The organism is Nocardioides ginkgobilobae, assembly GCF_054781275.1.
In genome coordinates this window covers 134,980-161,375 of record NZ_BAAGUS010000008.1, presented here as the reverse complement: position 1 = coordinate 161,375, position 26,396 = coordinate 134,980, and the positions used below count along the sequence as shown (strand labels likewise).

Sequence of the window (26,396 nt, the reverse complement as noted above, 5' to 3'; positions counted from 1 at the left end):
CAGCGGGTCGGGTCATCCGGGAAGGACCGCGCGCAGCACGCGCGAACGCACCGCGAGCAGGACGACCGCCACCACCGCGAGGGTGGCGAGCGCCCGCACCCAGCCGGTCGCCAGGTCCAGCGGCAGGGCTGCCAATGCGACCAGCAGCAGCACGTGCACCGCGAGCACGGTGGTGCCCGCGGAGCCGACGGGCGCCAGTACCGGCGCGAGCACCCGTGCGAGCGGGCGCCAGCAGGCGGTGAGGAGCAACCAGGCGACCAGGGCGACGAGGACCAGCGCGACGAGCCGTCCCGCGGGCAGGTCGCGACCGTCGGTCAGGTCCAGCAGGCGCTCGGCCGGTTCGCCGCCGGCCACGGCCGCTGCCGTGGTGACGCCGGCCCAGGCGAGCCCGAGCACGACCGCGACGGCGAGCAGGGCGCGGCGCAACCAGGCGCGGTCGAGCAGGGCACGGACCTCGCGCCGGTGGTGGGCCAGCACCAGGCCGTGGACGAAGACGACCTGCCACAGCAGCGGCGGGTACGCCGCCTCCCAGGTGCCCCGGGTCCAGTCGGGCGTCCACACCACGTCGGCGGCGTACGTCGCCCAGGAGCCGAGGAGCACCAGCCACCAGGCCCGCCGCCGCAGCAGCGCGACGAGCAGCGGCGTGACGAGGGCGAGCACCACGAGCAGGCCCAGCATCGACAGCGGCCAGGGGATGGTGCGCAGCACGAAGAGCTCGCGCACCGCCCACCAGGGCGGCGGGTACTCCAGCAGGGGAGCGGCATCGACGTACAGGTCGGTGCCGCCTGTGCGCCCGGCGCCGCCGGGGAGCCAGTGGGTGACCGCGCTGTCGGCGGTGCCGGGCAGGTAGCGCAGGCCCAGCACCACGAGGGCGACGACGACGGTCACCATCCACCAGGTGAGGGCGCGACGCCAGCGTGCCGACGCGGCCGCCAGCGCACCGCCGGCCTCGACGAGCGCCTCGTGGCGCAGGCCGACCGCGAGCCCGGCGACCAGGACGAACGCCTCGGGGCCGACCAGCCCGCCCATGAGGCGGGCGACCGGCCCGTCGGTGGTCGTCAGCAGCTCGACGTGCGCGGCGACCAGACCGACCAGCAGCACGCCGCGCACGACGTCGAGGCGCAGGTCCCGGTTTCCCGTGACGGCGTAGTCGTGGCCGTCGGCGGCGTAGCCCCAGTCGGGCCGGCGTCGGGCGGCGAGCGCGGCGAGACCGGCCAGCAGCAGCAGCGAGAGCGCGCTGCCGGCCAGCCACCAGGGGCGGGGGACCGGCAGGACGGCGGTGGCCAGGCCCGGGTCCGGGCTCGGGCCGGCCTGGTCCTCACCTCCGGTCCCCTCCACGCCGCCGCCCTCCACGTCCTCGGGGTCGAGCTCGACCACGGGCGTCACGGGGCCGAGGTCGACCTCGCCCACGAGGTCGCGCAGGAGCGCGGCAGCCAGGTCCGGGTCGCGGGTGGCCCGCCAGTCGACGACGCGGTCGCGGGCCTCCGCCTCGCGGCGGCGCTCCTCCAGCCAGAGGATGCCCGCGATCCGCGGCCAGTCCCCGTCCGCCCGGAGCACCTGACGCCACCACGCCCGCTTGATCTCGTCCTCCGGGTCGCCGCGACGGTCGGCGATCCACAGGGCACCCGTGTCCATGAGGAAGGGCTTGTCGAAGCCGTCGGCGAACCGGTCGTAGAAGGGCCGGGTCGGGGCCTGCTGACCGTAGTTGTAGACCTCGTTGAGGCGCGCCCGCAGCGCGCCCTCGCCGGGGACCCGGTCGATGTCGAACCCGGTCGCGGACTCCTCCTCACCGGTCTCGCCGCCGGTGCCCGGGTCCTCGAGCTCGTTGTCGACGCGTCCGCGGTCGGGCCCGTAGTGGTAGAGCGTGAGCCCGACCCAGTCCACGGCCTCGGGCCCGGGCCAGTACGGGCCGTAGGGGTCGTCACCGCTGCCCAAGCGGCCGTCGCCGTCGGTGTCGAGGGTCTCGACGTCGGCGTTCCGCTCGGGGTCCACGTCGCCGAACGCCGCGCCGTAGGGGTAGCCGGCACCGTAGACCGGCGACCAGACCATGGCCGCCGAGGGCAGCCGGTCGTGGACGACGTCGGCGAGCTCGCGGAAGGCCTCGACGTAGGCGCCGGGCTGCTGGCCCCAGGAGTACCAGGTGCCGTTCATCTCGGGGGCGAAGCGCAGCAGGTAGCGGGTGCCGAGCTCCTCCTGCAGCGCCGACAGCTCGTCGGTCAGCGCCGTCGCGTCCTCGGTGTCCAGGTCGTCGAGGGCGACGCTGGGCTCGAGGCTGAGCACCGGCACGGCGCCCTGCGCGGCCGACTCGGTGACGAGGCGGCGCAGGAAGAACGTGGAGTCCTGGGTCAGGGGGTAGGCCACGCGCTGGCCGTAGAGCGCGGCGCTGCTGCCCAGCCGCTTGCGGTAGTCCTCCGCGGAGTCGGTCAGCCAGTCCAGCTGCGGGCCGAACCAGGGGCGGCCGGGTGTCGGGAGGGGGAAGTCGCCCTCGCCCCCGTCCTCACCCGACGCGGCCGCCCCGGGCGCCAGCCACACGAGGGGGGCGATCACGCCGAGGAGGGCCAGCAGCACCCCGATCGTCCGCCCCACGACGTACGCCGGGACGCGGGTCATCCCAGGTTGCACGCGAGGCACCAGTGGTTGCGACCCTCGACCCGCTCGAACCACAGCGTGTCGAGGGCGGAGGCGGCCAGGGCCAGGCCGCGGCCGGACTCGGCGAGCTCGTCGGGCATGGACAGGTCGCCGAGGTCGAGGCTCACCGGCATGCCGTTGTCGCTGAGGGTGGCGACGACCTCGCGGTCGGTGGCCAGCAGCTGGATCTCGAAGCGGCGCGCCTCGGACGGGTCCACGGCAGGCAGCGCTGAGTCGTGCGCGTAGGCGTGCTCGACGATGTTGCCGAGGATCTCGATGACCGACATCTCGAACTTCATCCGGACCGGGTCGGTGACCTGGGGGTGGTGCGCGAAGAGGTGCTCGAGCAACGAGTGGACCAGGTCCATCACCTCCGGGTCGGCTGCCGCCGAGAGCACCAGGCGGTGCGGCGCAGCAGCGAGCTCGTCGAGGACGGCGGGACGGCCCGCCTCCCCGCCTCGCCCGGCTGCGCTCTCAGGCATCGAAGGCCGTCTCGACGCTCTCGCGCGCCCGCAGCACCCGGTCGAGGTTGGTCAGCTCGAAGACCGAGACCACCGCCGGGGTGGGCCGGGCCACGCGCAGGTCGCCACCGGCCTGGCGAGCGGCCTTGAGCCCACCGATGAGCGCGCCGAGCCCGGAGGAGTCCAGGAAGGTCGTCTCCCCGAGGTCGACGACGATCCGGGCGCTGCCTCCCGCCACGAGGTCGGAGAGGGTTTCCTTGAGCTGGCGTGCCGAGACCATGTTGAGCCGGCCGCGCGGGACGACCACGGCGATGCCGTCGTCGCGGGTGGAGACGTCGAGTTCCATCAGGTTGCTCCTTCACGGGCGGGTGCCGCGATGTCGGTCGGTGGATCGGTCTGGGGATCGGACGAGGACTCCGCGGGCTCGAAGCCGCGGTAGCGGGCGGCCTTGATGATGACGGAGAAGATGAGCAGGTCGAAGGCGACCCACACCATGTTGAACAGCGCTCCAGCGGTGTTCGCCTGGCCGGCGAGGATCCGGATGGTGCCGACGACCATGGCCGCCAGGAGCAGCCCGATCGCCCACAGCTGGGGGCGGACGAGGTGCCAGGCCGGCCCGGTGGGTTCCTGCTTGGTCTTGGGGGTGACCGCGAAGTCGAGGGGGCGGTTGAGGAAGACGTTGCCGAAGGCGGAGGTGAAGGACTTGATCCACACCGGGAAGAGCGCCAGGGAGTACTGCTGGCCGCGCCAGGTCGGTCTCCCGTCGGCCACGAGCCAGAACAGCAGCTGGTTGACCACGAGGAACGGCACGAGTCGCAGGAAGAACTCGGTGGAGAGCGCCTGGACCGGCAGCACGCCGATCATGAGGTAGACCACGGGGGCGCCTATGTAGACGATCGCGGCGAAGCCGGAGAGGTAGCTCCACATCGTCGCGAAGTACATGAGCCGCTGCGCCAGCGTGAGGCCCTTCTGCACCAGCGGGTTCTCCCGGAACATCACCTGCACGGTGCCCTGGGCCCAGCGCAGCCGCTGGACCAGCATCGTCTGCAGGTCCTCCGGCGCCAGGCCGTGGGCCAGCACCTCGTCGTGGTACGCCGAGTGCCAGCCCATCGTGTGCAGCCGCATGCAGGTCGCCATGTCCTCGGTGACCGAGATCGTGGCCAGCGGCATGATCGGCTGCGCCTCGCCCCCGCGGTCGACGTCGATGGCGCGCACCAGGGTCTCGACGGCCTCGACCGCCGCGAGGGGCGAGAGGTCGCGGGCCAGCACCTGGCCCAGCTCGCCGGCGTCCATGGAGCCGAGGTGGATGTCGGGGTCCTCGGCGATCTCCTCGAGCTCGGCCAGGACGGCGAGGTCCTCCTGGAGCGTGGCCAGGTCCTCGGCCACCAGCGACGCGCGCACGGCGGCGACCCGCTGCTGGAAGGCGAAGGTGACGTCGAAGAGCGGGACGTCCCGGGCGAGGTCGCGCCGTGCTCCCTCGATGTCGGCCAGGATCGTGTCCAGCGCCGCCCGGACCTCGTGCTCCTCCGGGCCGAGGCCGGCACGCGAGCGGCGCACGACGCTGCGGGCGGTGCGCAGGGCCCGCTCGACGCCGGTCTCGACCTCCTGGACGTAGCGGCTGATGCCGAGCTGCATCAGGGCCTCGCGCCGGATCACGGCGTTGGAGCCGCAGAAGAACGCGGAGTTCCAGCCGTCCTTGCCTTGCTGGATCGGCCCGTAGAACAGCGGCGCCTGGCTGCCGAGCGGGTCGTCGTCCGGCACGTTCACGAACCACTGCGGCGTCTGGACGAGGGCCATCTTCTCGTCGGTGAAGTAGCCCAGGGTCCGGTCGAGGATCTCCGGCATCGGGATCTGGTCGGCGTCGAGGATCAGCATGAACTCGCCGTCGGTGTTGAGCAGCGCGTTGTTGAGGTTGCCGGCCTTGGCGTGCCGCGGCATCCCGACCCAGTCCGCGGAGCGGGTGAGCCAGCCGATGCCCTCGGCCTCGGCGGCCGCCCGCATCTCGGGCCGGTTGCCGTCGTCGAGCACCCACGTGCGGTGGGGGTAGGTGATCGCCTTGGCCGCCCGCGCGGTGGTCATCACCAGGTCGATCGGCTCGTTGTACGTCGCGATGAACACGTCGACCGTCAGGTCGGGCGGGGCCGGGGGCGGCTCGCCGCGCTCCCGCAGCCTCCACATGCCCAGCCCGAAGAGCAGCGAGTCGATGAGGCTGTAGGTCTCGGCCAGCACGAGCGGCACGCCGATCCACCAGGCGTCCCAGTTGACCGAGAACAGCCAGCGCCAGGTGACGTAGTTGAGGCCCAGCAGCGCGGTCAGCACCACGACGATGCGGATCTGCAGCAGCCGGTGCCGCCGGCGCCGCTCGGCGGCCTCGGGGGAGAGGGCGGCCAGGTCGGCCCGGCGACGCCTCACCCGATCTCCTCCACGCCCTGGCGGAACACCGCCACGACCGTGATGTCGTCGAGCGGAGTCTCCTCGGTCGCGTGGCGCGCCATCGCGGTCAGGAAGGAAGGCAGGTCGTCGGCCTCGGCGACCCAGGCGCCGACCGCGCGCGGCCAGTCATCGGGGTCCTCGAGCAGGTCCAGGACGCCGTCGCTGAACAGCACGAGGCGGTCGCCGGTCCCCAGCTCGACCTCGACCTCCTCCCAGTGGTCGTCGGGAAGGATGCCGAGCGGCCGGTCGCGACCCGACAGCCGTACGGGCGTGCCGTCGGCGCGGACGAGCAGGAGCAGGCCGGAGCCGGCGTCGACGTACCGGGCGACGCCCGACTCCAGGTCGAGGGCGAGGTCGATGAGGGTGACGAAGGACTCCGCGCGCTCCAGGTCGTCGAGCATCGAGCGGGCCACGTGGGTGACCGTGACGCCCAGGTCGACGCCTGCGGACACCGCGGAGGACGTGCCCCGGAGCGCGGTCCGGGTGGCGGCGCCGATGAGCGCGGCGCCGGTGCCCTTGCCCATGACGTCGCCGAGGCTGACGTGCAGGACCCCGCCGCTGACCTCGTAGTCGTAGAAGTCGCCACCGACAGCGAGCGCCGGCAGGCACAGCCCGTCGACGTCCCACTCGCCGACCCGCACCGGGCGGGAGGGCAGCAAAGAGGCCTGCACCCGGCTCGCCTGCTGCATCTCGGTGGAGGCGACGAGCTCGCGCTCGGCCCAGGCGGCGAGGTCCTCGAAGGCCTCGCGCTGCTCGGGGGTCAGCTCGCGCGGCTGGGTGTCGAAGACGCAGAAGGTCGCCACCGCCGTGCCGGTGTGGTCGCGCAGCGGCAGCCCGACATAGGCGTTGACCCCCTCGTGGACGACGGGCAGGTCCTGGAACCGGGGATCGGCATGGGCGTCGACGACCGCCAACGGCTCGTCGCCGTCCTCGGCCAGCGTGGTCGAGCAGAAGGTGTCCTCGGCAGGCATCGGGCTCGGCTCGAACCCGGCGGCACTGGGGAACCACGCGCGGCCGCGGTCCAGCACCGTCACGGCGGACATCGGGACGTCGAGCGCCAGGCAGGCCAGCCGCGTGATCCGGTCCAGGCGTGGGTGGCTGCCCACCTCGGCCAGCCCGAGACCGTCGACCGCCCGCTGGCGGCGCTCGTCCTCGACCCCCCCGACCACTCGCAACCTCCCCAATCGGCGCGTCTCGTCCACTTGGTGGCTGGACGCTACCGCTTCGACCGCTAGTTTGTGGGCGACCGCCCGGGTGTGCCGCGGCGGTGCGTCGAGAGGCCGCGCCGAGAGCCGCGGTCGGGAGGTGGCAGACGTGACCCAGGTGCGGCACCGGGCCCTGGTGGTCGACGACGACCCCGACATCGCCGACCTCGTGGTCATGGTGCTGGAGGCCCTCGACCTGGACGTCGTCGTCGCCCCGACCGGCGCGGCGGCGCTGACCCTGGCCCGCGAGCGCCAGCCCGACCTGGTGACCCTCGACCTCACGCTGCCGGACATGGACGGCACCGAGGTCTGCGAGCAGCTGCGCGCCTTCACCGACGCCTACATCATCATGATCACCGGCCGCGACGCCGAGATCGACCGGCTGGTCGGCCTGGAGGTCGGCGCCGACGAGTACCTCTCCAAGCCGTTCTCCCCGCGGGAGCTGCGGGCCCGCGCCGCGGCGCTGCTCCGGCGCCCGCGGATGGGCCTGCCCGGTGCGGGCGAGGGCGAGGAGCAGGACCGCACGACCGTGCGTGCCTCCGGCGTCGCCATGACCGACCTCGGCCACGGCCTGCTGCTCGACCCGCTCACCGGCGCGACGCGCTACCGCGACGAGTCGGTGCCGCTCACCCCCACGGAGGGTCGCCTCCTCATGACGCTGGCCCGGCACGTCGGCGAACCGTTGGAGCGCGGCGCCCTGGTCAAGGAGGTCTGGCAGGGCGAGTTCATCGAGTCCGACTTCCTCGTCGACGTCCAGGTGGCCGGGCTGAGGCGCAAGCTGCGCAGCACCACCGGGCGCGACTGGATCGCGGTCGTCGGCGGCACGGCGTACCGGCTCAGGACGGCCCAGGAGGCCTGAACCGCTCGTTGAACCGGCGTACGACGTCCTGCTCGACGGTGCGCGCCGCCTCCCTTGCCTTGCGCCGGGCCAGCTCGGAGGCCGCCTGCAGCGCCTGGGGGTCCAGCCGCTCGCGCGCTGCGGACTCCTTGGCCAGCGCCTTGGCCTCCTTGGCCCGCTTCTTCTCCAGCGCGGCGAGCTCGGAGGCCACGATGTCCTCGCGGGCGACGTGCACCCGCACGACGTTGAGGAAGGTGACCACCGTGACGATGAGGGGCCACGGCAGCTGCCACTCGCCCGGGGACTCGCCCCAGGCGAGGGTCGCGTAGACCGCCCAACAGATGAGGCTGGGCGCCAGGAACCCGAGCACCGCCTGGCGCCGGTCGCTGGCCCACTCCTGCTCGGCGCGGGTCCGCAGCTCGGCGGGGGTGGCTCGCACGAGCCCGCGGCCCTGCGGCGCCGTGAGCCGGGGGACCAGGTCCTCGAGCAGCGGCACGAGGTCGCCGAGCACCCGGGCCCCGCGGGCGTGCTCGGTCCGCTCGTCGTGCTCCTCCAGGTCCAGACGTCCCTCGGCGTAGGCCTCGCCCAGCAGGTGCGTGGCGGTGAAGCGGTCGGCGTCGCTGGCGCGCAGTCGGGCGTGGGCGGGGTCGCGCGGGTCGTGCTGGAACGCGCTCCAGGCATCGGCGTCGAGTCCCACGGGCCCTCCTCCGCTCCTGGCCGGTCGCTCGTCGGTCGCTGGTGGTCCCAGCCTATGTCCCGCGGCGGAGCGCAGCGCGCGGACCGGGTGGGTCGGTGGCGCCGGACAACTAGAACACGTTACAGTTCCGACGCGGTCACCGCCCGGTGGGCGCACGACGAGACGGACCCTGGCGGGGCCGCTCGGGGGAGGGGAGGATCACCCGCTGTGACCACACCCTCACCCCCGTCGCCCGCGGGCCAGGACGTCGAGGTCGACGTCGTCGTCGTCGGCGCGGGCCCCACCGGCCTGTTCGCCGCCTACTACGCCGGCTTCCGCGGCCACCGCATCGCCGTCGTCGACTCGCTGCCCGAGCTCGGCGGCCAGGTGACCGCGATGTACCCCGAGAAGCAGATCCTCGACGTGGCCGGCTTCCCGTCGGTCAAGGGCCGCGACCTGGTCGCCGGCCTGGTCGCGCAGGCCGCGACCGCCGACCCGGTCTACCTCCTGGGTCGCACGGCCACCGACCTGGAGCACTCCGAGGACGGGGTCGTGCTCAGCCTCGACGACGGGACGGTCGTGCGGGCCGGCGCCATGCTCATCACCGCCGGCATCGGCAAGTTCAGCCCCCGGCCGCTGCCCGCCGGGCACGAGTTCCTCGGCCGCGGCCTGGAGTTCTTCGTCCCCTCCTTCGCCCCGTACGCCGGCAAGGACGTCGTCATCGTCGGCGGCGGCGACTCCGCGTTCGACTGGGCGGTCCACCTCGAGCCGGTCGCCCGCTCGGTCACCCTCGTGCACCGCCGCGACGCCTTCCGCGCCCACGAGCGCACCGTGGAGCAGGTCCGCGCCTCGTCGGTCCGGATCGTCACCAAGGCCGAGCTGACCGCCCTGCGCCCCGGCCCGGACGGTCACCTCGGCGAGGTCGACATCACCGACCCCGACGGCGTGACGACGTACCCCTGCCAGGCCGTGGTGGCCGCGCTCGGCTTCGTCGCCGACCTCGGACCGATCCAGCAGTGGGGCGTGGAGGTGCAGAAGCGGCACGTCGTCGTGGACTCCTCGATGCGCACCAACCTGTCCCGGGTCTTCGCCGCCGGCGACATCACCGAGTACCCCGGCAAGGTGCGGCTCATCGCCGTCGGCTTCGGCGAGGCGGCCACGGCCGTCAACAACGCGACCGTGGCGATCGACCCGACCGCCAAGGTCTTCCCTGGACACTCCTCGGAAGGTGGCTGACATGGGTGGCGGACGCGACGGCGTGAAGATGAGCGACGCGGAGGTGCAGGCGCTGCTGGGGGAGAACCTCAAGGTGCAGATCGCCAGCAACGGCCACGACGGGTTCCCGCACCTCTCGACGCTCTTCTACGTCCTGCACGAGGGCAACATCGCCTTCTGGACCTACGGCCGCAGCCAGAAGATCCGCAACCTCGAGCGCGACCCGCGGGTCAGCGCCCTGGTCGAGGACGGCGTGGACTACTTCGAGCTGCGCGGCGCCTCCATCACCGGGCGGGCGGAGATCATCCGCGACCGCGAGGGGATCCTCGAGATCGGCTCGGCCGTCGCCACCCGGATGCTCGCCGCCGAGTCCTTCGAGGCGCTGGGCGACTTCGGTCGAGAGACCGTCGAGAAGCAGGCCACCAAGCGGGTCGCCGTGGTGGTCCATCCCGAGCACGTCGCGACCTGGGACCACCGCAAGATGGTCTGACCCGAGCACCCACCGAACCCCACCGACCCCCTCCGAGGAGAGTCACGATGAAGATCAAGGTCGACTTCGACCTGTGCGAGTCCAACGCCCTGTGCGAGGCCATGGCCCCCGAGGTGTTCGAGCTCGACGACGACGACTACCTGGTGGTCAAGACCGACCAGACGACCGACGAGAACATCGAGGACGTGAAGCGCGCCGTGGCGGCCTGCCCGCGCGCCGCCATCACCCTCGTCGAGGACTGATCCGGTGGCCGAGAGCACGAGCACGTCCCTCGACGGCAAGGTCGCCGTCGTCACCGGTGCGGGCGCGGGACTGGGTCGCGCCGAGGCGCTGGCCCTGGCCGACGCCGGGGCCCGCCTGGTCCTCAACGACCTCCCGGGTGCCGCCGACGCCGTCGCCGAGGAGATCCGCGGCCGGGGCGGGGAGGCGGTCGTGGCCGCGGGTGACGTCTCCGAGCGGTCGACCGCCGACGCCATGGTCGCCGCGGCCGTCGACGGCTTCGGCTCCCTCGACGTCGTGGTCAACAACGCGGGCATGACCCGCGACCGGATGCTCTTCAACCTCTCCGACGAGGAGTGGGACGACATCATCCGGGTCCACCTGCGCGGGCACTTCCTGCTCTCGCGCAACGCCTCGGCCTACTGGCGCGCCAAGGCCAAGGAGACCGGTGCGCCGGTCGACGCCGCGGTCGTCAACACCGCCTCCGAGGCGTTCCTGTCCGGGCCTCCGGGCCAGGCCAACTACGCCGCCGCCAAGGCCGGCATCGCGGCCCTCACCGTGAGCACCGCGCGGGCCATGGCCTCCTCCGGTGTCCGTGCCAACGCGATCTGCCCGCGCGCTCGCACCGCGATGACCGCCCAGGTCTTCGGCGAGGACACCTCCGGGCAGGAGGTCGACCCCTACTCGCCCGAGCACGTCGCGCCGGTCGTGGCCTACCTCGCCAGCCCGGCGGCAGCACGGATCACCGGCCAGGTGTTCGTGGTCTACGGCGGGATGGTCGCGCTGGTCGCGGCGCCGGTGCTCGAGGAGCGCTTCGACAAGAGCGGCACGCTCTGGACGCCCGAGGACCTCGACAAGCAGCTCGGGAGCTACTTCGCCGACCGGGACCCGTCCGTCGGCTTCGCGGCCGACTCGATCATGAAGCTGAGCGCACAGTGATGGCCGGGACCACCGGGGCCGCGGCCACGCCCGGCACCGGCCGGCTCCAGGGCAAGGTCGCCATCGTGACCGGCGCGGCCATGGGCCAGGGCGCGGCCATCGCCCGCGCGTTCGTCGAGGAGGGTGCCCTTACCGTCCTGGCCGACGTCGCGAAGGACGAGGGCCAGGCGCTCGCCGCCGAGCTGGAGTCCAGCCACCCCGGGATGGCGGTCTTCGCCCACCACGACGTCTCCGACGAGGGCGCGTGGGCCACCCTGGTCGAGGAGACGAACGAGCGGTTCGGTCCCGTGAGCGTGCTGGCCAACAACGCCGGCATCCTGCGCTTCGGCCAGGTCGGGCGCCTGGACCTCTCCGACGTGGAGCTGATGTACCGCGTCAACCAGCTCGGCACCCTGCTCGGGATGAACGCCGTCACCAAGACCATGCGCAAGAACGGCGGGGGCTCCATCATCAACGCCTCCTCCACCGAGGGCCTCGGCGGGATGTCGGGCTGCGTGGCCTACGGCGGCACGAAGTTCGCGATCCGCGGCATGACCAAGGGCGCGGCGCACGAGCTCGGCCCGATGGGCATCCGGGTCAACTCCGTGCACCCCGGGATGATCGACACCCCGATGACCCGGGTGCACGGGGGAGACGCGGCGATGGAGTACGGCGCGTCCAAGGTCCCGCTGCGGCGGGTCGGCCACCCGCACGACGTCGCCCCGCTCTACGTCTTCCTGGCCAGCGACGAGTCGTCGTACATCAACGGCGCGGAGATCGCCGTCGACGGTGGCGTGACCGCCACCCACGGCTTCGGCGGCTGAGCGGACCGCTCGGCACAGCGGCTCACCAGCACGGCCGTCGGGCAGGACCCGGCGGCCGTGCTGCGCGTCAGTCGCGGAGCAGGAGCTTGACGGCGACCTCGATCTGCTGCCCGGTCTCCGCCGCCGTGGAGCGGCCGGTGACCCACCCCATGAGGGCGGAGAGCCACACGTCGCCGATCACTCTGGCGATGGCGACGTCCTGGTCGTCGAACTCGGTGCGCCCGGGGTGCATCGCCCGGGTGACCATCGAGGTCATGTACATCCCGACCTGGTTGATCTCGGTCTGGACCGAGGAGTCGGCGAACATGAACGCCCGCGTGAGGGCCTCGGTGAGGTGCGGGTCGCCCTGCAGGCCGCGGCTGGTGAGCTTGAGGACCTCGATGACCCGCTCGGCGGGGGTCTGGCCGGTGAGCTGGCGCGCACGCAGCGCCGACTCGGTCTTCTCGAACTCGCGGCCCAGCGCGGAGACCAGCAGGTGGATCTTGGAGGGGAAGTAGCGGTAGAGGGTGCCCAGGGCGACCTCCGCCTGGTCGGCCACGGCGCGCATCTGCACGGCGTCGAACCCGCCCTGCGAGGCGAGGTCGATCGTGGCGTCGAGGATGCGCTTGCGGCGCTCGCGCTGCGCGGAGGAGCCCAGCTCCTCGGTCGCCAGGCTGTGTGCGGTGCTCATGTGGCCCCCATGGTCGGGTGGTGGAACGTTCCAACGGTAACGGTCCGCGGCGCCCGTCCAGGTGAGCGACCCGGCAGCGTGACCGGGCCTCCTGCGTCTAGGCTGGTGCCGCGTGGTCCATAATAGGAACACGTTTCACTTCTTCGGCTCGTCGCCGCGCCCAGCGGTGTCGACCAGCAGTCCGGCCCAGCAGTCCGGGGGAAGTGCTTCCGGACCGTCGTACGACCCGTCGAAGGAGATCCAGCAGGTGCGCATCGCAATGCTGTCCTACCGCTCCAAACCGCACTGCGGGGGGCAGGGGATCTACCTGCGCCACCTCAGTCGCGAGCTAGTGGCCCTGGGGCACGAGGTCGAGGTCTTCTCCGGCCAGCCCTACCCCGAGCTCGACGAGGGCGTGCGGTTGACGAAGGTGCCGAGCCTGGACCTCTACCGCGAGCCCGACCCCTTCCGCGTCCCGAGGCTGCGCGAGTTCCGCGACCGGGTCGACGTGGAGGAGTTCGCGACCATGTGCGCGGCGGGCTTCCCCGAGCCCAAGACCTTCGGCACCCGCGTGGCCCGGCTGCTGCGCGAGCGTGCCGGTGAGTTCGACATCGCCCACGACAACCAGGTGCTGGCCTACGGCATGCTCGACATCGAGCAGCAGATGCCGCTGATCACCACGCTGCACCACCCGATCACCTTCGACCGGCGCATCGACATCGCCCAGACCCGCAACCCGTGGCGCAAGTTCACCCTCAGCCGGTGGTACGGCTTCCTGCGGATGCAGGGCCGCGTGGCCCGCTCGATGCGGCACATCATGACGCCCTCGGAGACCTCCAAGCGCGACATCGCCACCGACTTCGGCGTCGACCCGGCGCGCATGCAGGTGATCCTGCTCGGTGTCGACGACGGGTTCGTGCCGCCGACGGTGCCGCGGGTGCCCGGCCGGATCCTGGCCATGGCCAGCGCCGACGCCCCCATGAAGGGCATCGCGACCCTGCTGGAGGCCTTCGCCAAGCTTCGCACCGAGCGCGACGCCGAGCTGGTCCTGGTGACCAAGCCCAAGCCGGGCGGGCGCACCGAGAAGCTCATCGAGAAGCTCTCCATCGGCGACGCGGTCCGCTTCGTCCACGGCGTCTCCGAGGAGGAGCTGGTGGCGCTGATGGGCTCGGCCGAGGTCGCGTGCGTGCCGTCGTTCTACGAGGGCTTCTCCCTCCCGACCGCCGAGCTGATGGCCTGCGGCACCCCGCTCGTCGTCTCCCGTGCCGGTGCGATCCCCGAGGTCACCGGCCCCGACGGGGAGTGCGCCGACCTGGTCACGCCCGGCGACGTCGGCGAGCTCGAGCAGGCGCTCGCCGCGCTGCTCGACGACCCGGAGCGCCGCGAGCGGATGGGCCGCGCGGGTCGCCGGCGGGTCGAGGAGATGTTCAGCTGGCGGGCCGTGGCCGTGAAGGTCGCCGCCGCCTACGAGCAGGTCGTCGCCGAGTGGCACGAGCAGGGTCCGATGCCCGTCCAGGGGCGCAAGGGCCGGCGTACGAAGAAGTGGAGTGCCTAAACCATGCTGACCGTTGACTTCGACCGCCTGGGTCTGCGCCCCGGTGAGCGCATCCTCGACATGGGCGCCGGCGCGGGCCGCCACGCCTTCGAGGCCTACCGCCGCGGCGGCGACGTGATCGCCTTCGACATGGACGCCGAGGAGCTGGGCCGCGTCCGCGACCTGTTCGTGGCGATGAAGGAGGCCGGCGAGGCACCGGCCGGTGCCGAGGCCGACGTGAAGGAGGGCAACGCGCTGGCGCTGCCCTTCGCCGACGGCGAGTTCGACCGGATCGTCTGCGCCGAGGTGCTCGAGCACATCCACGAGGACGTCGCCGCGATCAAGGAGCTGGTCCGCGTCCTGCGTCCCGGGGGCACCATGGCGATCTCGGTGCCGCGCTGGCTGCCCGAGGTGGTGAACTGGAAGCTCTCGCCGGACTACCACCACGCCGAGGGCGGGCACATCCGGATCTACACCGACCACGAGCTCATCGACAAGGTCACCAAGGCCGGCCGGTTCAACGACGGCACCCCCGGCGACGCGATGGTCTACGAGGGCCGCGGCTACGCGCACGGCCTGCACACGCCGTACTGGTGGATCAAGTGCGCCGTGGGCGTGGAGAACGACGAGCACCCCGCGGTCAAGGCGTGGCACAAGCTGCTGGTCTGGGAGATCATGAAGCAGCCGACCGCCCTCAAGCTGGCCGGCAAGGTGCTCGACCCGCTGATCGGCAAGAGCCTGGTGCTCTACTTCCGCAAGCCGGAGGCCGGCGGCTCGTCCGGGGCCACCGCGTGAGCGTGCCGTACGTCGAGGGGCTGCTCACCGCGGACCAGGTCGCCGACACGGCTGCGGCGATCGCGGCGATGCAGGAGCCCTGCGGTGCCGTGCCCTGGACCACCGGCGAGCACGTCGACATCTGGAACCACGTCGAGGCCGCCATGGCCATGCTGGTCGGCGGCGAGGTGGAGGCCGCGGAGCGGGCCTACGCCTGGGTCCCCACGATGCAGCGCGCCGACGGCTCGTGGCCGATGAAGATCGTGGCGAACACCGTCGAGGACGACCGCGGCGAGTCCAACATGTCCGCCTACCTCGCCGTCGGCGTGTGGCACCACTGGCTGGTGCGCCGCGACCTCGACTTCGTGCGCACCTACTGGCCCTCGGTCCGGGCGGGCCTGGACTTCGTGGTCTCGCTGCAGACCGCGTGGGGCGGCATCGCCTGGACCCCCGTCGACGACTTCTGCCTCCTCACCGGCTCCTCGAGCATCTACCACTCGCTGCGCGCCGGCGTCGCGATCGCCGAGCTGCTCGACGAGCCCCAGCCGGGGTGGGAGCTGGCCGGGGGGCGGCTGGGTCACGCCGTCCGGGAGCACCAGGACCTCTTCGCCGACAAGTCGACCTACTCCATGGACTGGTACTACCCGGTCCTCGGCGGCGCCGTGCGCGGCCCGGCCGCGTCCGACCGCCTGGCCGAGCGCTGGGACGACTTCGTGGTGCCCGGCCTCGGGATCCACTGCGTCGACACCAACCCGTGGGTCACCGGTGCGGAGACCTGCGAGCTGGCGATGGCCCTCGACGCGGTCGGCGACCACGCCCGCGCGCTGGCGCTGGTGCGCGACATGCAGCACCTGCGCGAGTCCGACGGCCGCTACTGGACCGGCTGGGTCTACGACACCGGCCGCACCGACGAGCCGTCCGACGTCTACTGGCCGCACGAGCACACGACGTACACCGCCGCCGCGGTCGTGCTGGCCGTCGACGCGCTGGGGGAGACCCACGGGCACGCGACCCCGGGCTCGGGGATCATGCGCGGGACCTCGCTGGCCCCGCACTTCGCCGAGATCGCGCTGGAGTGCGGCTGCGCGTCCGCCGACGTCTCAGCCGACCGGCTCTCCCGCTGAGCCGGAGGTCCGCCGCAGCACCCGCATGGACCCCAGCGCCTCCTCCTCGGTGAAGGCGCCGGAGGCCAGCGCCCGCTGGAAGACGTGGTACGGCGCCTGCCCGCCGTCCTCGGGGTGCTCGAAGACGTCGTGGATGACGAGCAGGCCGTCGCGCTCCACGTGGTGCGCCCAGCCTGAGTAGTCGTTCTGGGCGTGCACCTCGGCGTGCCCACCGTCGATGAAGAGCAGCGACAGCGGCGTGCGCCAGTGGGCGGCGACGGTGGTGGACTGGCCGATGACGGCGACCACGACGTCCTCGAGGCCGGCGTCCTCGATCGTGCGGCGGAAGACCGGCAGGGTGTCCATCCGGCCGGTGCGCTGGTCGACGAGGCTGGCGTCGTGGTGCTCCCAGCCGGCCTGGTTCTCCTCCGACCCGTGGTGGTGGTCGACGGTGAAGACGACCGCCTGGGGGCCGCCGACGGCGCGGGCCGCGGCGCCGAGGTAGACCCCGGACTTGCCGCAGTAGCTGCCCACCTCCAGGACCGGGCCGTGCGCGAGCCGCTCCAGGGCGCGGCGGTGCAGCAGCATCCCCTCGTCCTCGGGCATGAAGCCCTTCGCGGCCAGGGCGTGGCTGATCCAGTCGTCACTCACGGCGGCAGCCTATAGAGTGAGAACACGTTCTAGTTTTTGCGGTCAGGCACCCGCCGTCGCTGGAAGGGACACGCATGTCGATCGGCATCTCCGAGGAGCACACCGAGCTCGCCGCCAGCCTGCGCGGCTGGGCCGCCGACGCCGGGGGGCTAGCGGCCGCCCGGGCCGCGGAGGGCGACCCCGGCGCGCGGTTCGACGACGCCTGGAAGGCCAGCGTTGAGATGGGCCTGGTGACGATCGCGGTGCCCGAGTCCCAGGGCGGCGGGGGCGGCACGACCCTCGACCTGGCCGTCGCCCTCGAGGCCTGCGCGGAGGAGCTGGTCGCCGGCCCGCTGCTCGGGCCCGCGGTCGTGGCCGGGGTGCTGACCCGGTGCGGTGCCGGTTCGGCGGTCGAGGCCGGTCTCGCTGAGCTCGCCAGCGGGTCCGTGGTGTCGATCGCGCTGCCGACCGCCTCGGCGGACGTCCTGCTCGACGCGCCGTCGGTGGAGCACGCGCTGGTGCGGGGTGGTGACGGCTGGCTGCTGCTGCCCTCCTCCGCGCTGGGGTTCGAGGCGGTCACCGGGCTGGACCTCTCGCGCCGTGCCGCTGCGCTGGTCTCGTGCGAGGAGTCGGCGGGGGAGCGCGTCGACGTCGACGACGCTCTCGTCCGTCGCGTCGCGGTCACCCTGGCCGCTGCCGAGGCCTCGGGGATCGCCCGCTGGTGCCTGCGCACGGCCGTGGCGTACGCCGGGGTGCGCGAGCAGTTCGGGCGCAAGATCGGCTCGTTCCAGGCCGTGAAGCACCTGTGCGCCGAGATGCTGGAGACCGCCGAGGCGGTCACCGCCGCGGCCTGGGACGCCGCGGCCGCGGCCGACGCGACCGGACCCGACGCCGAGGCCCAGTGGGCCTTCGCCTGCGACGTGGCCGAGGCAACCTGCTTCGAGGGGGCTGTCGAGGTGGCCAAGACCTGCATCCAGGTGCTCGGCGGCATCGGCTTCACCTTCGAGCACGACGCCCACCTCTACCTGCGCCGGGCACTGTCGCTGCGGGCCGCGCACGCCCGGCCCGAGGCCGCCGCGGAGCGGCTGGCCGCCCAGGCCGTCGACGGTCGCCGCCGGCGGGTCGAGGTCGACCTCGAGGGTCGCGACGAGGCGGTCCGCCCCGGCCTGCGCGCCGACGTCGAGGCGGTCGCGGCCCGGCCCGCCGCCGAGCGCCGGGCCGCCCTCGTGGACACCGGCCTGCTCATGCCGCACTGGCCGACGCCGTACGGGCGGGACGCGGACGCGGTGACCCAGGTCGTCATCGACGAGGAGCTGGCCCGGGCCGGCATCGAGCGGCCCGACATCGTCATCGCGGCGTGGGCGCTGCCGACGATCCTGCAGCACGGCACCGAGGCCCAGCGCGAGCGCTTCGTGCGGCCCTCGCTGCTGGGGGAGCTGGTGTGGTGCCAGCTCTTCTCCGAGCCCGGTTCGGGCTCCGACCTGGCCTCGCTGCGCACCAAGGCCGTGCGGGTCGAGGGCGGCTGGCGGCTGACCGGGCAGAAGGTGTGGACCTCGGTGGCCGACCAGGCCGACTGGGCGATCTGCCTGGCCCGCACCGACGCGGACGTGCCGCAGCACAAGGGGATCACCTACTTCCTCGTCGACATGCGCAGCGAGGGCATCGACGTGCGGCCGCTGCGCGAGATCACCGGCGAGGCGCTCTTCAACGAGGTCTTCCTCGACGACGTGTTCGTGCCCGACGACTGCGTCGTGGCCGAGCCCGGCGACGGGTGGAAGCTGGCCCGCACCACGCTGGCCAACGAGCGGGTCGCGATGGCCACCACCCGCCTCTCCGCCGCCACCGAGCGGGCCGTCGAGCTGGCCGCCGACGGCCTCGACCCGGCACAGCGGGTGGCCGTCGGGCGGGCCGTCGCGCTGTCGACGGTCTGCACGCTGCTGGGGGTCCGCTCGACCCTGCGGTCGCTGGCCGGTCAGGGCCCGGGCGCGGAGTCGAGCGTCGCCAAGCTGCTGGGGGTGCGCAACCGCCAGGACGCCGCCGAGCTGGTCGTCACCCTCCAGCAGGAGCGGCTGCTGCTCGTCGACACCACGGCCCGCGGCGAGGACCGCTTCGCCGCGGACGTCTGGGAGATGCTCAACACCCGCTGCCTGTCGATCGCTGGCGGCACCACCCAGATCCTGCGCAACATCGCGGGCGAGCGGATCCTGGGGCTGCCCCGATAGGGGTCACCGCTTGCGGTACTGGTTCCAGTGCCAGTGCAGGTAGCGGTCGATCGCGCGGACGATGTGGGCGCTGCGGATCGAGGGGAAGACGTCGAAGGCGTGCTGGGCGCCGGGGAGCTCGGCGTAGACCACCGAGCGCTTGGAGGTGCGGCGCAGCTCCTCGACGAAGAGCCGTCCCTGCTCCACCGGCACCAGCGTGTCGCGCTGCCCGTGGAGCACGAAGAAGTCGGGGGCGTCCTCGGTGACCTGCAGGATGGGGGAGGCCGCCTCGAAGGCCTCGGGGTCCTCCGACCAGCGCCGCTGGAGCACGCGCGGCCCGAGGAACCGGTCGCGCATGAGCTCGGCCGAGCGCAGTCCGGTGGAGCCGGCGAAGTCGTAGACGCCGTAGTGGGGGACCGCGACCTGCACCGAGGTGTCGACGTCCTCGAAGCCAGGCTGCCACTCGCGGCGGTCCGGGGTGAGCGCGGCGAGCGCGCAGAGGTGGCCGCCCGCGGAGCCACCCGTGATGGCGACGTAGTCGGGGTTCCCGCCGTACGCCGCGATGTGCTCGCGGATCCAGGCGATCGACTTCTTCACGTCGATGACGTGGGCCGGGAACGGGTCGCGGGGCGCGAGCCGGTAGTTGATCGCCACGCAGACCCAGCCCTTGGCGGCCAGGTGCTGCATCAGGGGGATGCCCTGCTGGTCCTTGTTGCCGATGGTCCAGCCACCGCCGTGCACCTGGAGCAGGACGGGTGCGCCCTCCAGCGGGGTGTCGGCCGGGACGTACACGTCGAGCAGGCCGCGACGGCCGGTCTCGTCGTCGTAGGCGATGTCCTTGTGCACCGTGACCCGCGGCTCGCGCATCCGGAACGGGTAGACCAGCTTGCGCCAGGGCACCGCGAGGTCGGCTGGCGTGGGGACGCTGTCGAGCTGCTCGACGTAGTCGGCACCGAGCGCGTCCGCCAGCGCCTCCTCGGCCGCGACGCCGACCCGGCGGCTCTGGTCGATGAGGTAGGCCAGCCCGGCAGCGCTGCCGGCGGCGAGCGCGAGGCCGCGCAGGTCGCGCTTCTCGCTGCGAGCATTGGCCAACGCGTCGGCGGTCGTGGCCGCCAGGACGTGCGGGGCCAGCTCGCCGGTGAGCCAGCCGGCGAAGAACGCCGGGATGCCGGCGCGGAAGCCGGGGACCGGGCGGATGGCGTTGGCGGTGAGGGCCGTGGTGATGACCTGGCGGCGCAGGAACGACATGCCGCGATCGTAGGGGCACGCACCGGTCGCCGTGTCCGAGCCGTCCACCCGAGGCCGTCGCCTCCGGGTCCGTCGCTCGTTGAGAGGGCGACCCCGCAGCGCCACCCCTTCGGAGATTGACAGTGGACCGACTCTCAGGGCTCGACGCGAGCTTCCTCTACCTCGAGACCCCCGAGCAGCTGATGCACGTGTGCGCGCTGTTCGTGCTGGACCCGAGCACGATGCCCGAGCCGTACTCCTTCCGCCGGCTCCAGCAGCAGATCGAGGACGCCGTCAGCGACGTGCCGACCTTCACCCGCAAGCTGCGCCGCGTGCCGCTCGGCCTCGACCACCCGATCTGGGTGCGGGACGCGCGCTTCGACATCGAGCGGCACGTGCACCGCCTCGCCGTGCCGCCTCCCGGCGGCTACGAGGAGCTGACCGCCCTGACCTCGCACCTGGCCGGCCTGCCGCTGGACCGCTCGCGGCCGCTGTGGGAGATGTGGGTCATCGAGGGGTACGCCGACGAGGACGGCGAGAAGGTCGTGGTCTTCTCCAAGATGCACCACGCGACGGTCGACGGCGTGTCCGGCTCCAACCTCGTCAGCGCCCTGTGCAGCCTCTCGCCGACCGACCCGCCGCTGCGCCTGGAGGAGGTCGGCACCCACGGGCGCGAGCCCGGGCGCCGCGAGCTGCTGGGTCGCGCGGTCCTGACGAACCTCACGCGCCCGGTCGCGGCCGCCCGCCTGGTCCAGCCGACGACGCAGATGATCACCCGCACGGTGGCACGGGCCCGCGCCGGCACCGCGATGGCCGCGCCGCTCACCGCCCCGCGAACCTCGTTCAACGGCACCATCACCGGGCACCGCAGCATCGGCTTCCTCGACCTGGACCTCGAGGAGGTGCGCGCGGTCAAGAACGCCACCGGGACGACGGTCAACGACGTCGTGCTGGCCATCGCCGGGGGAGCCCTGCGGGCCTACCTCGCCGAGCACGACGACCTCCCGGAGGAGTCGCTGCTGGCGACCGTCCCGGTCTCGGTGCACGCCTCGACGCGGCACTCGACCGGCGCCAACAAGGTCTCGGCTCTCTTCACCAAGCTCGCCACGCACCTCGACGACCCGCTCGAGCGGCTGGCCGACCTCGCGGAGCGCAACCGGCACGCCAAGGAGCACCAGCAGGCGATCAGCGCCGACGCCCTCCAGGACTGGGCGGAGTTCGCGGCCCCGCGGACCTTCGGGCTCGCCGTCCGGGCCTACGCCGGTCTCGGGCTGGCCGACCGGCTCCCGGTCGCGCACAACCTGGTGATCTCCAACGTCCCCGGGCCGCCGATCCCGCTGTACCTGGCCGGCGCCCGGATCCAGGCGCTCTACCCGCTCGGCCCGGTCTTCCATGGCGCCGGGCTGAACGTCACGGTGCTGTCCAACGCCGGTCGTCTGCACGTGGGCGTCATCGCCTGCCGCGAGTCGGTGCCGGACCCGGACGTCCTGGTGGGCCACTTCCCGAACGAGCTCGCGCGGCTGCGGGCCGCCGTGGAGGCCCAGCACGTCTGACCCGCGGCACGCCCTCCCGCGGCGAGGTAGAACACGTTACAGTTTCGGGTGACGACCCCGCCCCAGAGCAGCAGGAGGCACCCGTGACGAACGGCTACGACCCGCAGGAGCACGCCGAGCAGACCGAGGCGGTCCGCTCGGTGGTCCGCGAGGCGCTGGACCGCGACGCCGACTGGGCCGCCCTGGCCCAGGCAGGCCTGCTCGGCCTCGGCATCCCCGAGGAGCACGGCGGCGACGGCCTTGGGCTGCTCGAGGTCGGGGTGCTGCTGCGCGAGGCCGCTTCCCGGGCCCGCCACCTGCCGCTCTGGGAGACGCTGGTCTGCGGCGGGCTCGTGCTCACCGCCCACGGCACCGACGCCCAGCGCAAGGAGCTGCTCCCGGGCATCGCCTCCGGCGAGGTCCTGCTCACGCCGGCCCTGCGGGAGGTCGGTCGGGGCCTGGGCGCCACGCCCTCCACGACGTACGCCGAGGGGCGGGTGACCGGCCGCAAGATCGCCGTCACCCATGCCGCCGACGCGACGCGCCTGCTCGTGACCGCCGTGGACGGCGACCTCCCGGTCGTGGCCCTGGTCGACCCGCACGGTCCCGGTGTGGAGCTGCACGTCTCCCCGTCCTCCGCGCGGATCGACCGCCACACGGTGGTGCTCGACGGCGCGCCCGCCGACCTGCTCGAGGGCGACGCCGCGCAGGCGCTGCTCGACCACGCCGTCGCCGGGCTGTGCCTGGTGGGTGCGGGCGCCCTGGCCGGTGCGCGCGACCTGACCGCGGGCTACGTCAAGGGCCGCACCCAGTTCGGCCGCACCCTGGCGGAGTTCCAGGCGGTCGCCATGCAGGTCGCCGACGTCTACATCGCCGCGCGCACCACCGACCTGGCCGCCGACAACGCGGCCTGGCGGGTCGCGGCGGGCCTCGACGCCGGCGACGACCTCGCGGTGGCGGCGTACTGGCTGTGCCAGGAGGGGCCGCGAACGCTGCGCACCTGCCACCACCTGCACGGCGGCATGGGCGTCGACGAGACCTACCCGCTGCACCACTACTTCTCGCTCGTCACCGACCTCGTCCACGACCTCGACGTCGCCGCCGCCCAGGTGCCGGTCGAGACCGCCGCGGCCAAGAACCTCGAGCTCACCGCCGACCAGCGCGCGCTCAAGGAGGAGGTGCGTGCGTACTTCACCGGCCTCGCGGCCGAGAACGAGCACCGCGACTCCACCGACGAGGGCGCACGGGACCGGCACGGCGAGACCTACCAGCGCGTCATCCGGCAGATGGGTGCCGACGGCTGGATGGGTGTCGGCTGGCCGACGGAGTACGGCGGTCGCGGGCTCGGCGAGGTCGAGCAGACGATCTTCGCCAACGAGGCGCAGTGGGCCGACGTGCACCTGCCGGCGGTGACGCTGCAGACCGTGGGCCCGACGCTGATCCGCTACGGCACGCCAGTGCAGAAGGAGATGTTCCTCGAGCGGATCCTGGCCGGCGACGTGCACTTCGCGATCGGCTACTCCGAGCCCGATGCCGGCACGGACCTGGCCTCGCTGCGCACCACCGCGCGCCGCGACGGCGACCACTACGTCGTCAACGGCCAGAAGCTGTGGACCACCGGCGGCCACCAGGCCGACTACGTGTGGCTCGCGGTGCGCACCGACCTCGACGCGCCCAAGCACAAGGGCATCTCGATCCTCATCGTCGACACCACGGACCCGGGCTACTCCTGGACCCCGATCATCACCGCCGACGGCTCGCACCACGTCAACGCCACCTACTACAACGACGTGCGCGTGCCCGTCGACATGCTGGTCGGCGAGGAGAACCAGGGCTGGAAGCTCATCACCACCCAGCTCAACCACGAGCGCGTCATGCTCGGCCCGGCCGGCCGGATCGAGGGCCTGCGCGACAAGGTCGCCGCGTGGCTCGGCGAGCGGGACCTGCTGGACCGTCCCGACGTTGCCGACGTCCTGGGTCGCGTGACCGCGGCCTTCCGCGTCAACGAGCTGCTCAACTGGGAGGTCGCGCGGGCCGCGGCCACCGGCGAGCTGTCCGTCGCCGACGCCTCGTCCTCCAAGGTCTTCGCCGCCGACCAGGTCCAGCACCTGCTGGCCGACCTGGTCTCCCTGGTGCACCGCCACGGCGACCCGGGGGAGCCCGCGACGCGTCAGCTCCTCACCTACCTCGACGCCCAGGCCAAGCGGAACCTCGTGCTGACCTTCGGTGGTGGCGTGCAGGAGGTGCAGCGCGAGCTGATCGGCATGTTCGGCCTCGGGATGCCCCGGGTGCCCCGATGAGCGCCGGCACCGACGAGCTGTTCGGCGTCGACGAGGCCGTCCACGCGGAGGTCATGGCCGAGGCCGAGCGGATCAAGGCGCTGGGCGAGGCCGCGGAGCGCGAGGCCCGCGACCCGGTCAACCAGCCGACGATCAACAACTGGCTCGAGGCCATGGGCTACGACGACCCTCGCTGGAAGGCGGGCGAGGCGCCGCCCTCGATGGCGCAGGTGTGGACGATGTACGGCCTGGGCGGCAGGCCGCCAGCTGACGACCCGCTGCACGGGATGATGCGTGTGCTCACCGACGCCGGCTTCACCGCCGTGCTGGGCACCAACTGCGAGCAGGAGTACGTCCGCACGCTCAGGGTCGGCGAGCAAGTCCGTGTCACGACCGCCCTGGACTCGGTCGTCGGACCCAAGCGCACCGGGATGGGCGTGGGCTACTTCGTGACCTCGCGCAACACCTGGTACGTGGGAGACGAGGTCGTCGCCACCATGCTGTTCCGGGTGCTCAAGTTCGTCCCGCGCGCCCGCGAGACCCGGGCGGCCACCGCGTGAGCGGCGTCCTGCGCCCGCAGCAGAACCGCGACACGGCGTACTTCTGGGAGGGGACCGCGGCCGGAGAGCTGCGCCTGCAGCAGTGCAACGCCTGCGGAGCCCTGCGGCACCCGCCCGGTCCGGCCTGTCCCGAGTGCGGCGCGCTCGACCGCGGCCACGTGCGGGCCTCCGGGGACGGCGAGATCTTCTCGTGGGTCGTCCACCGCCACCCGCAGGTGCCGGGCCGGCAGACCCCGTTCGTCATCGCGCTCGTGACCCTCGCCGAGGGTCCGCGGGTGCTGGGCGAGCTGCTCGGGGTCGACCCGGACACCACGGACGACCTGATCGGCGCCCCCGTGCGCATCGACTTCCAGCGCGTCGACGACGAGCTGACCTTGCCCGTGTGGAGGCTGGCGTGACCACGACCCTTCTCGAGCCCGGCACAACCCTCCCGGAGTGGGCCGTGCCGCTGACCCCGACGCTCATCGTCTCGACGGCGATCGCGACCCGCGACTTCCAGGACGTCCACCACGACCGCGACATCGCGCAGGCGGCCGGGTCGAAGGACGTGTTCATGAACATCCTGACCTCGACCGCGTTCGTCGAGCGGTACGTCAACGACTGGGTCCGCTCGTCCACGGGCGATGGCGCCGTGGTCAAGGGCATCGCGATCCGGCTCGGCGCCCCGGCGTACCCCTACGACACGCTCACCTTCACCGGCTCGGTCGAGTCGGTCGAGGACGGCGTCGCGGTGCTCAAGGTGACCGGCGCGGTGTCCCTGGGCGACCACGTGATCGGCACCGTGAAGGTGGCGCTGGCCGACGGAGGACGGGGATGACCCTGTCCGGCAAGGCGGCCATCGTCGGCATCGGCGCCACCGAGTTCTCCAAGGAGTCCGGCCGCTCCGAGCTCCAGCTCGCGGTCGAGGCGGTCGGGCACGCGTTGCGCGACTGCGGCATCGCGCCCTCCGAGGTGGACGGCCTGACGACGTTCACGATGGACAACAACTCCGAGATCGCGGTCGCCCGCGAGCTCGGCATGGGCGAGCTGCGCTTCTTCAGCCGCATCAACTACGGCGGCGGCGCCGCCTGCGGCACCATCCAGCAGGCGGCGATGGCGGTGGCGACCGGGGTGGCCGACGTCGTGGTCGCCTACCGCGCGTTCAACGAGCGCTCGGGCATGCGCTTCGGCCAGGTCTCCTCGTGGGCCAACGCCCAGGTCAACACCAACGGCCTCGACAACGCGTGGTCCTACCCGATGGGTCTCTCGACACCCGCGGGCACGGTGGCGATGCAGGCGCGGCGCTACATGCACGAGTACGGCGCCACCTCCGAGGACTTCGGCCGGGTCGCCGTCGCCGACCGCCGGCACGCGGCGACCAACCCGGAGGCGTTCTTCCACGGCAAGCCGATCACCCTCGAGGACCACCAGGCCTCGCGGATGATCGTCGACCCGCTGCACCTGCTCGACTGCTGCCAGGAGACCGACGGCGGGCAGGCCTTCGTCATCGTCTCGGCGGAGCGCGCCAAGGACCTGCCGCAGGTGCCGGCGTACATCACGGCGGCGGCCCAGGGCTCGGGCACCGACCAGTTCGTCATGACGTCGTACTACCGCGACGACATCGGCATCCCCGAGATCGGCGTCGTGGGTCGCGAGCTGTGGCGGCAGAGCGGGCTGCGTCCCGACGACATGCCGATGGCGGTCCTCTACGACCACTTCACGCCCTACGTCCTCATGCAGCTGGAGGAGCTCGGCTTCTGCGGGCGCGGGGAGGCGAAGGACTTCGTCAAGGACGGCGCGATCCTGGTCGGTGGGCGCCTGCCGCTCAACACGCACGGCGGGCAGCTCGGCGAGGCCTACCTCCACGGCATGAACGGCATCGCCGAGGCGGTGCGCCAGGTGCGCGGCACGTCGGTGAACCCGGTGTCGCTGGACGAGAAGCCGCACGTGCTGGTCACCGCGGGCACCGGCGTCCCCACGTCGGGCTGCATCCTCTCGCGTCACGGCGGTTGAGGAGGTTG

At 72.8% G+C, this 26,396-nt stretch carries 25 protein-coding genes; 16 read left to right on the top strand and 9 right to left on the bottom strand.

Translation table 11 applies throughout. The features are described 5' to 3' along the window. Positions 1-12: 12 nt before the first annotated feature. The 5 genes from opgC to ACYVID_RS10060 are packed head-to-tail and all read right to left on the bottom strand — an operon-like array spanning position 13 to position 6,691. Entirely contained in the window at positions 13-2,610 is a 2,598-nt protein-coding gene (gene opgC, locus ACYVID_RS10080; protein ID WP_460736594.1) for an OpgC domain-containing protein, read from the bottom strand. Beyond that, positions 2,607-3,110, bottom strand: coding sequence for an ATP-binding protein (locus ACYVID_RS10075; protein WP_460736592.1), 504 nt, complete (start codon positions 3,108-3,110; stop codon positions 2,607-2,609). The genes opgC and ACYVID_RS10075 overlap by 4 nt, the downstream gene beginning before the upstream one ends. Beyond that, positions 3,103-3,435, bottom strand: coding sequence for an STAS domain-containing protein (locus ACYVID_RS10070; RefSeq protein WP_300643432.1), 333 nt, complete (start codon positions 3,433-3,435; stop codon positions 3,103-3,105). The genes ACYVID_RS10075 and ACYVID_RS10070 overlap by 8 nt, the downstream gene beginning before the upstream one ends. After that, positions 3,435-5,501, bottom strand: coding sequence for a glycosyltransferase (locus ACYVID_RS10065; RefSeq protein WP_460736589.1), 2,067 nt, complete (start codon positions 5,499-5,501; stop codon positions 3,435-3,437). The genes ACYVID_RS10070 and ACYVID_RS10065 overlap by 1 nt, the downstream gene beginning before the upstream one ends. Beyond that, positions 5,498-6,691 (bottom strand): PP2C family protein-serine/threonine phosphatase, encoded by a 1,194-nt coding sequence (locus tag ACYVID_RS10060; protein WP_460736587.1) that lies wholly within the window; start codon positions 6,689-6,691, stop codon positions 5,498-5,500. Before ACYVID_RS10060 ends, ACYVID_RS10065 begins: the two co-directional genes overlap by 4 nt. A 145-nt stretch (positions 6,692-6,836) precedes the next feature. On the opposite strand from ACYVID_RS10060, the gene ACYVID_RS10055 reads away from it, so the two are divergent. Next, positions 6,837-7,586: a response regulator transcription factor gene (locus tag ACYVID_RS10055; RefSeq protein ID WP_460736585.1), complete on the top strand. Its 750-nt coding sequence runs from the start codon at positions 6,837-6,839 to the stop codon at positions 7,584-7,586. On the opposite strand, the gene ACYVID_RS10050 is transcribed toward ACYVID_RS10055, so the two are convergent. Beyond that, on the bottom strand, positions 7,564-8,262 hold the full coding sequence (locus ACYVID_RS10050; protein ID WP_460736583.1) for a DUF1707 SHOCT-like domain-containing protein: 699 nt from the start codon (positions 8,260-8,262) through the stop codon (positions 7,564-7,566). The two genes, ACYVID_RS10055 and ACYVID_RS10050, sit on opposite strands and share 23 nt — an antisense overlap. Before the next feature lie 207 nt (positions 8,263-8,469). Between ACYVID_RS10050 and ACYVID_RS10045 the strand changes: the two genes are divergently transcribed. Genes ACYVID_RS10045 through ACYVID_RS10025 form a run of 5 tightly spaced genes read left to right on the top strand, consistent with a single transcriptional unit; the run spans position 8,470 to position 11,907 of the window. Continuing rightward, complete coding sequence (locus tag ACYVID_RS10045; RefSeq protein ID WP_460736581.1) at positions 8,470-9,477, top strand: NAD(P)/FAD-dependent oxidoreductase; 1,008 nt, start codon at positions 8,470-8,472, stop codon at positions 9,475-9,477. Position 9,478: 1 nt separating this feature from the next. After that, on the top strand, positions 9,479-9,946 hold the full coding sequence (locus tag ACYVID_RS10040) for a pyridoxamine 5'-phosphate oxidase family protein (RefSeq protein ID WP_300643444.1): 468 nt from the start codon (positions 9,479-9,481) through the stop codon (positions 9,944-9,946). Between the two features lie 47 nt (positions 9,947-9,993). Further along, the gene (locus tag ACYVID_RS10035; protein ID WP_300643446.1) at positions 9,994-10,188 is read left to right on the top strand and encodes a ferredoxin; all 195 of its coding nucleotides are present in this window, start codon (positions 9,994-9,996) and stop codon (positions 10,186-10,188) included. Positions 10,189-10,192: 4 nt separating this feature from the next. Beyond that, entirely contained in the window at positions 10,193-11,104 is a 912-nt protein-coding gene (locus ACYVID_RS10030) for a 3-oxoacyl-ACP reductase (RefSeq protein WP_460736578.1), read from the top strand. Further along, positions 11,104-11,907 (top strand): SDR family NAD(P)-dependent oxidoreductase, encoded by an 804-nt coding sequence (locus tag ACYVID_RS10025; protein ID WP_460736576.1) that lies wholly within the window; start codon positions 11,104-11,106, stop codon positions 11,905-11,907. The genes ACYVID_RS10030 and ACYVID_RS10025 overlap by 1 nt, the downstream gene beginning before the upstream one ends. 67 nt (positions 11,908-11,974) lie before the next feature. Here ACYVID_RS10025 and ACYVID_RS10020 read toward each other — a convergent pair whose 3' ends face one another. After that, positions 11,975-12,577 (bottom strand): TetR family transcriptional regulator, encoded by a 603-nt coding sequence (locus ACYVID_RS10020; protein ID WP_460736574.1) that lies wholly within the window; start codon positions 12,575-12,577, stop codon positions 11,975-11,977. 247 nt (positions 12,578-12,824) lie between these two features. On the opposite strand from ACYVID_RS10020, the gene ACYVID_RS10015 reads away from it, so the two are divergent. The 3 genes from ACYVID_RS10015 to ACYVID_RS10005 are packed head-to-tail and all read left to right on the top strand — an operon-like array spanning position 12,825 to position 15,988. Then, positions 12,825-14,111 carry a glycosyltransferase family 4 protein gene (locus ACYVID_RS10015; protein WP_460736572.1) on the top strand — a complete coding sequence of 429 codons (1,287 nt, stop codon included), beginning with the start codon at positions 12,825-12,827 and terminating at the stop codon, positions 14,109-14,111. 3 nt (positions 14,112-14,114) lie between these two features. After that, a complete protein-coding gene (locus ACYVID_RS10010; RefSeq protein WP_300643456.1) occupies positions 14,115-14,885 on the top strand; it encodes a class I SAM-dependent methyltransferase in 771 nt (256 codons plus the stop codon). Next, entirely contained in the window at positions 14,882-15,988 is a 1,107-nt protein-coding gene (locus ACYVID_RS10005) for a prenyltransferase (RefSeq protein WP_460736570.1), read from the top strand. Before ACYVID_RS10010 ends, ACYVID_RS10005 begins: the two co-directional genes overlap by 4 nt. Here the strand turns inward: ACYVID_RS10005 and ACYVID_RS10000 are convergent. Beyond that, the gene (locus ACYVID_RS10000) at positions 15,965-16,618 is read right to left on the bottom strand and encodes a class I SAM-dependent methyltransferase (RefSeq protein ID WP_460736569.1); all 654 of its coding nucleotides are present in this window, start codon (positions 16,616-16,618) and stop codon (positions 15,965-15,967) included. The genes ACYVID_RS10005 and ACYVID_RS10000 overlap by 24 nt on opposite strands. A 74-nt stretch (positions 16,619-16,692) precedes the next feature. On the opposite strand from ACYVID_RS10000, the gene ACYVID_RS09995 reads away from it, so the two are divergent. Continuing rightward, a complete protein-coding gene (locus tag ACYVID_RS09995) occupies positions 16,693-18,819 on the top strand; it encodes an acyl-CoA dehydrogenase family protein (RefSeq protein WP_460736567.1) in 2,127 nt (708 codons plus the stop codon). 3 nt (positions 18,820-18,822) lie between these two features. Here the strand turns inward: ACYVID_RS09995 and ACYVID_RS09990 are convergent, their stop codons facing one another. Beyond that, positions 18,823-20,046, bottom strand: coding sequence for an alpha/beta hydrolase fold domain-containing protein (locus ACYVID_RS09990; RefSeq protein WP_460736565.1), 1,224 nt, complete (start codon positions 20,044-20,046; stop codon positions 18,823-18,825). 122 nt (positions 20,047-20,168) lie between these two features. On the opposite strand from ACYVID_RS09990, the gene ACYVID_RS09985 reads away from it, so the two are divergent. From ACYVID_RS09985 to ACYVID_RS09960, 6 genes are all read left to right on the top strand, one after another. Next, the gene (locus ACYVID_RS09985; RefSeq protein WP_460736563.1) at positions 20,169-21,578 is read left to right on the top strand and encodes a WS/DGAT/MGAT family O-acyltransferase; all 1,410 of its coding nucleotides are present in this window, start codon (positions 20,169-20,171) and stop codon (positions 21,576-21,578) included. A gap of 83 nt (positions 21,579-21,661) precedes the next feature. After that, positions 21,662-23,857 (top strand): acyl-CoA dehydrogenase, encoded by a 2,196-nt coding sequence (locus tag ACYVID_RS09980; RefSeq protein ID WP_460736561.1) that lies wholly within the window; start codon positions 21,662-21,664, stop codon positions 23,855-23,857. Then, a complete protein-coding gene (locus tag ACYVID_RS09975) occupies positions 23,854-24,396 on the top strand; it encodes an FAS1-like dehydratase domain-containing protein (protein ID WP_460736559.1) in 543 nt (180 codons plus the stop codon). The genes ACYVID_RS09980 and ACYVID_RS09975 overlap by 4 nt, the downstream gene beginning before the upstream one ends. Beyond that, positions 24,393-24,794, top strand: a complete 402-nt coding sequence (locus tag ACYVID_RS09970; RefSeq protein WP_460736557.1) for a Zn-ribbon domain-containing OB-fold protein — start codon at positions 24,393-24,395, stop codon at positions 24,792-24,794. Before ACYVID_RS09975 ends, ACYVID_RS09970 begins: the two co-directional genes overlap by 4 nt. Continuing rightward, positions 24,791-25,213, top strand: a complete 423-nt coding sequence (locus tag ACYVID_RS09965; RefSeq protein WP_460736555.1) for a MaoC family dehydratase — start codon at positions 24,791-24,793, stop codon at positions 25,211-25,213. The genes ACYVID_RS09970 and ACYVID_RS09965 overlap by 4 nt, the downstream gene beginning before the upstream one ends. Then, positions 25,210-26,388 carry a lipid-transfer protein gene (locus tag ACYVID_RS09960; RefSeq protein WP_460736553.1) on the top strand — a complete coding sequence of 393 codons (1,179 nt, stop codon included), beginning with the start codon at positions 25,210-25,212 and terminating at the stop codon, positions 26,386-26,388. The genes ACYVID_RS09965 and ACYVID_RS09960 overlap by 4 nt, the downstream gene beginning before the upstream one ends. Positions 26,389-26,396: the final 8 nt, after the last annotated feature.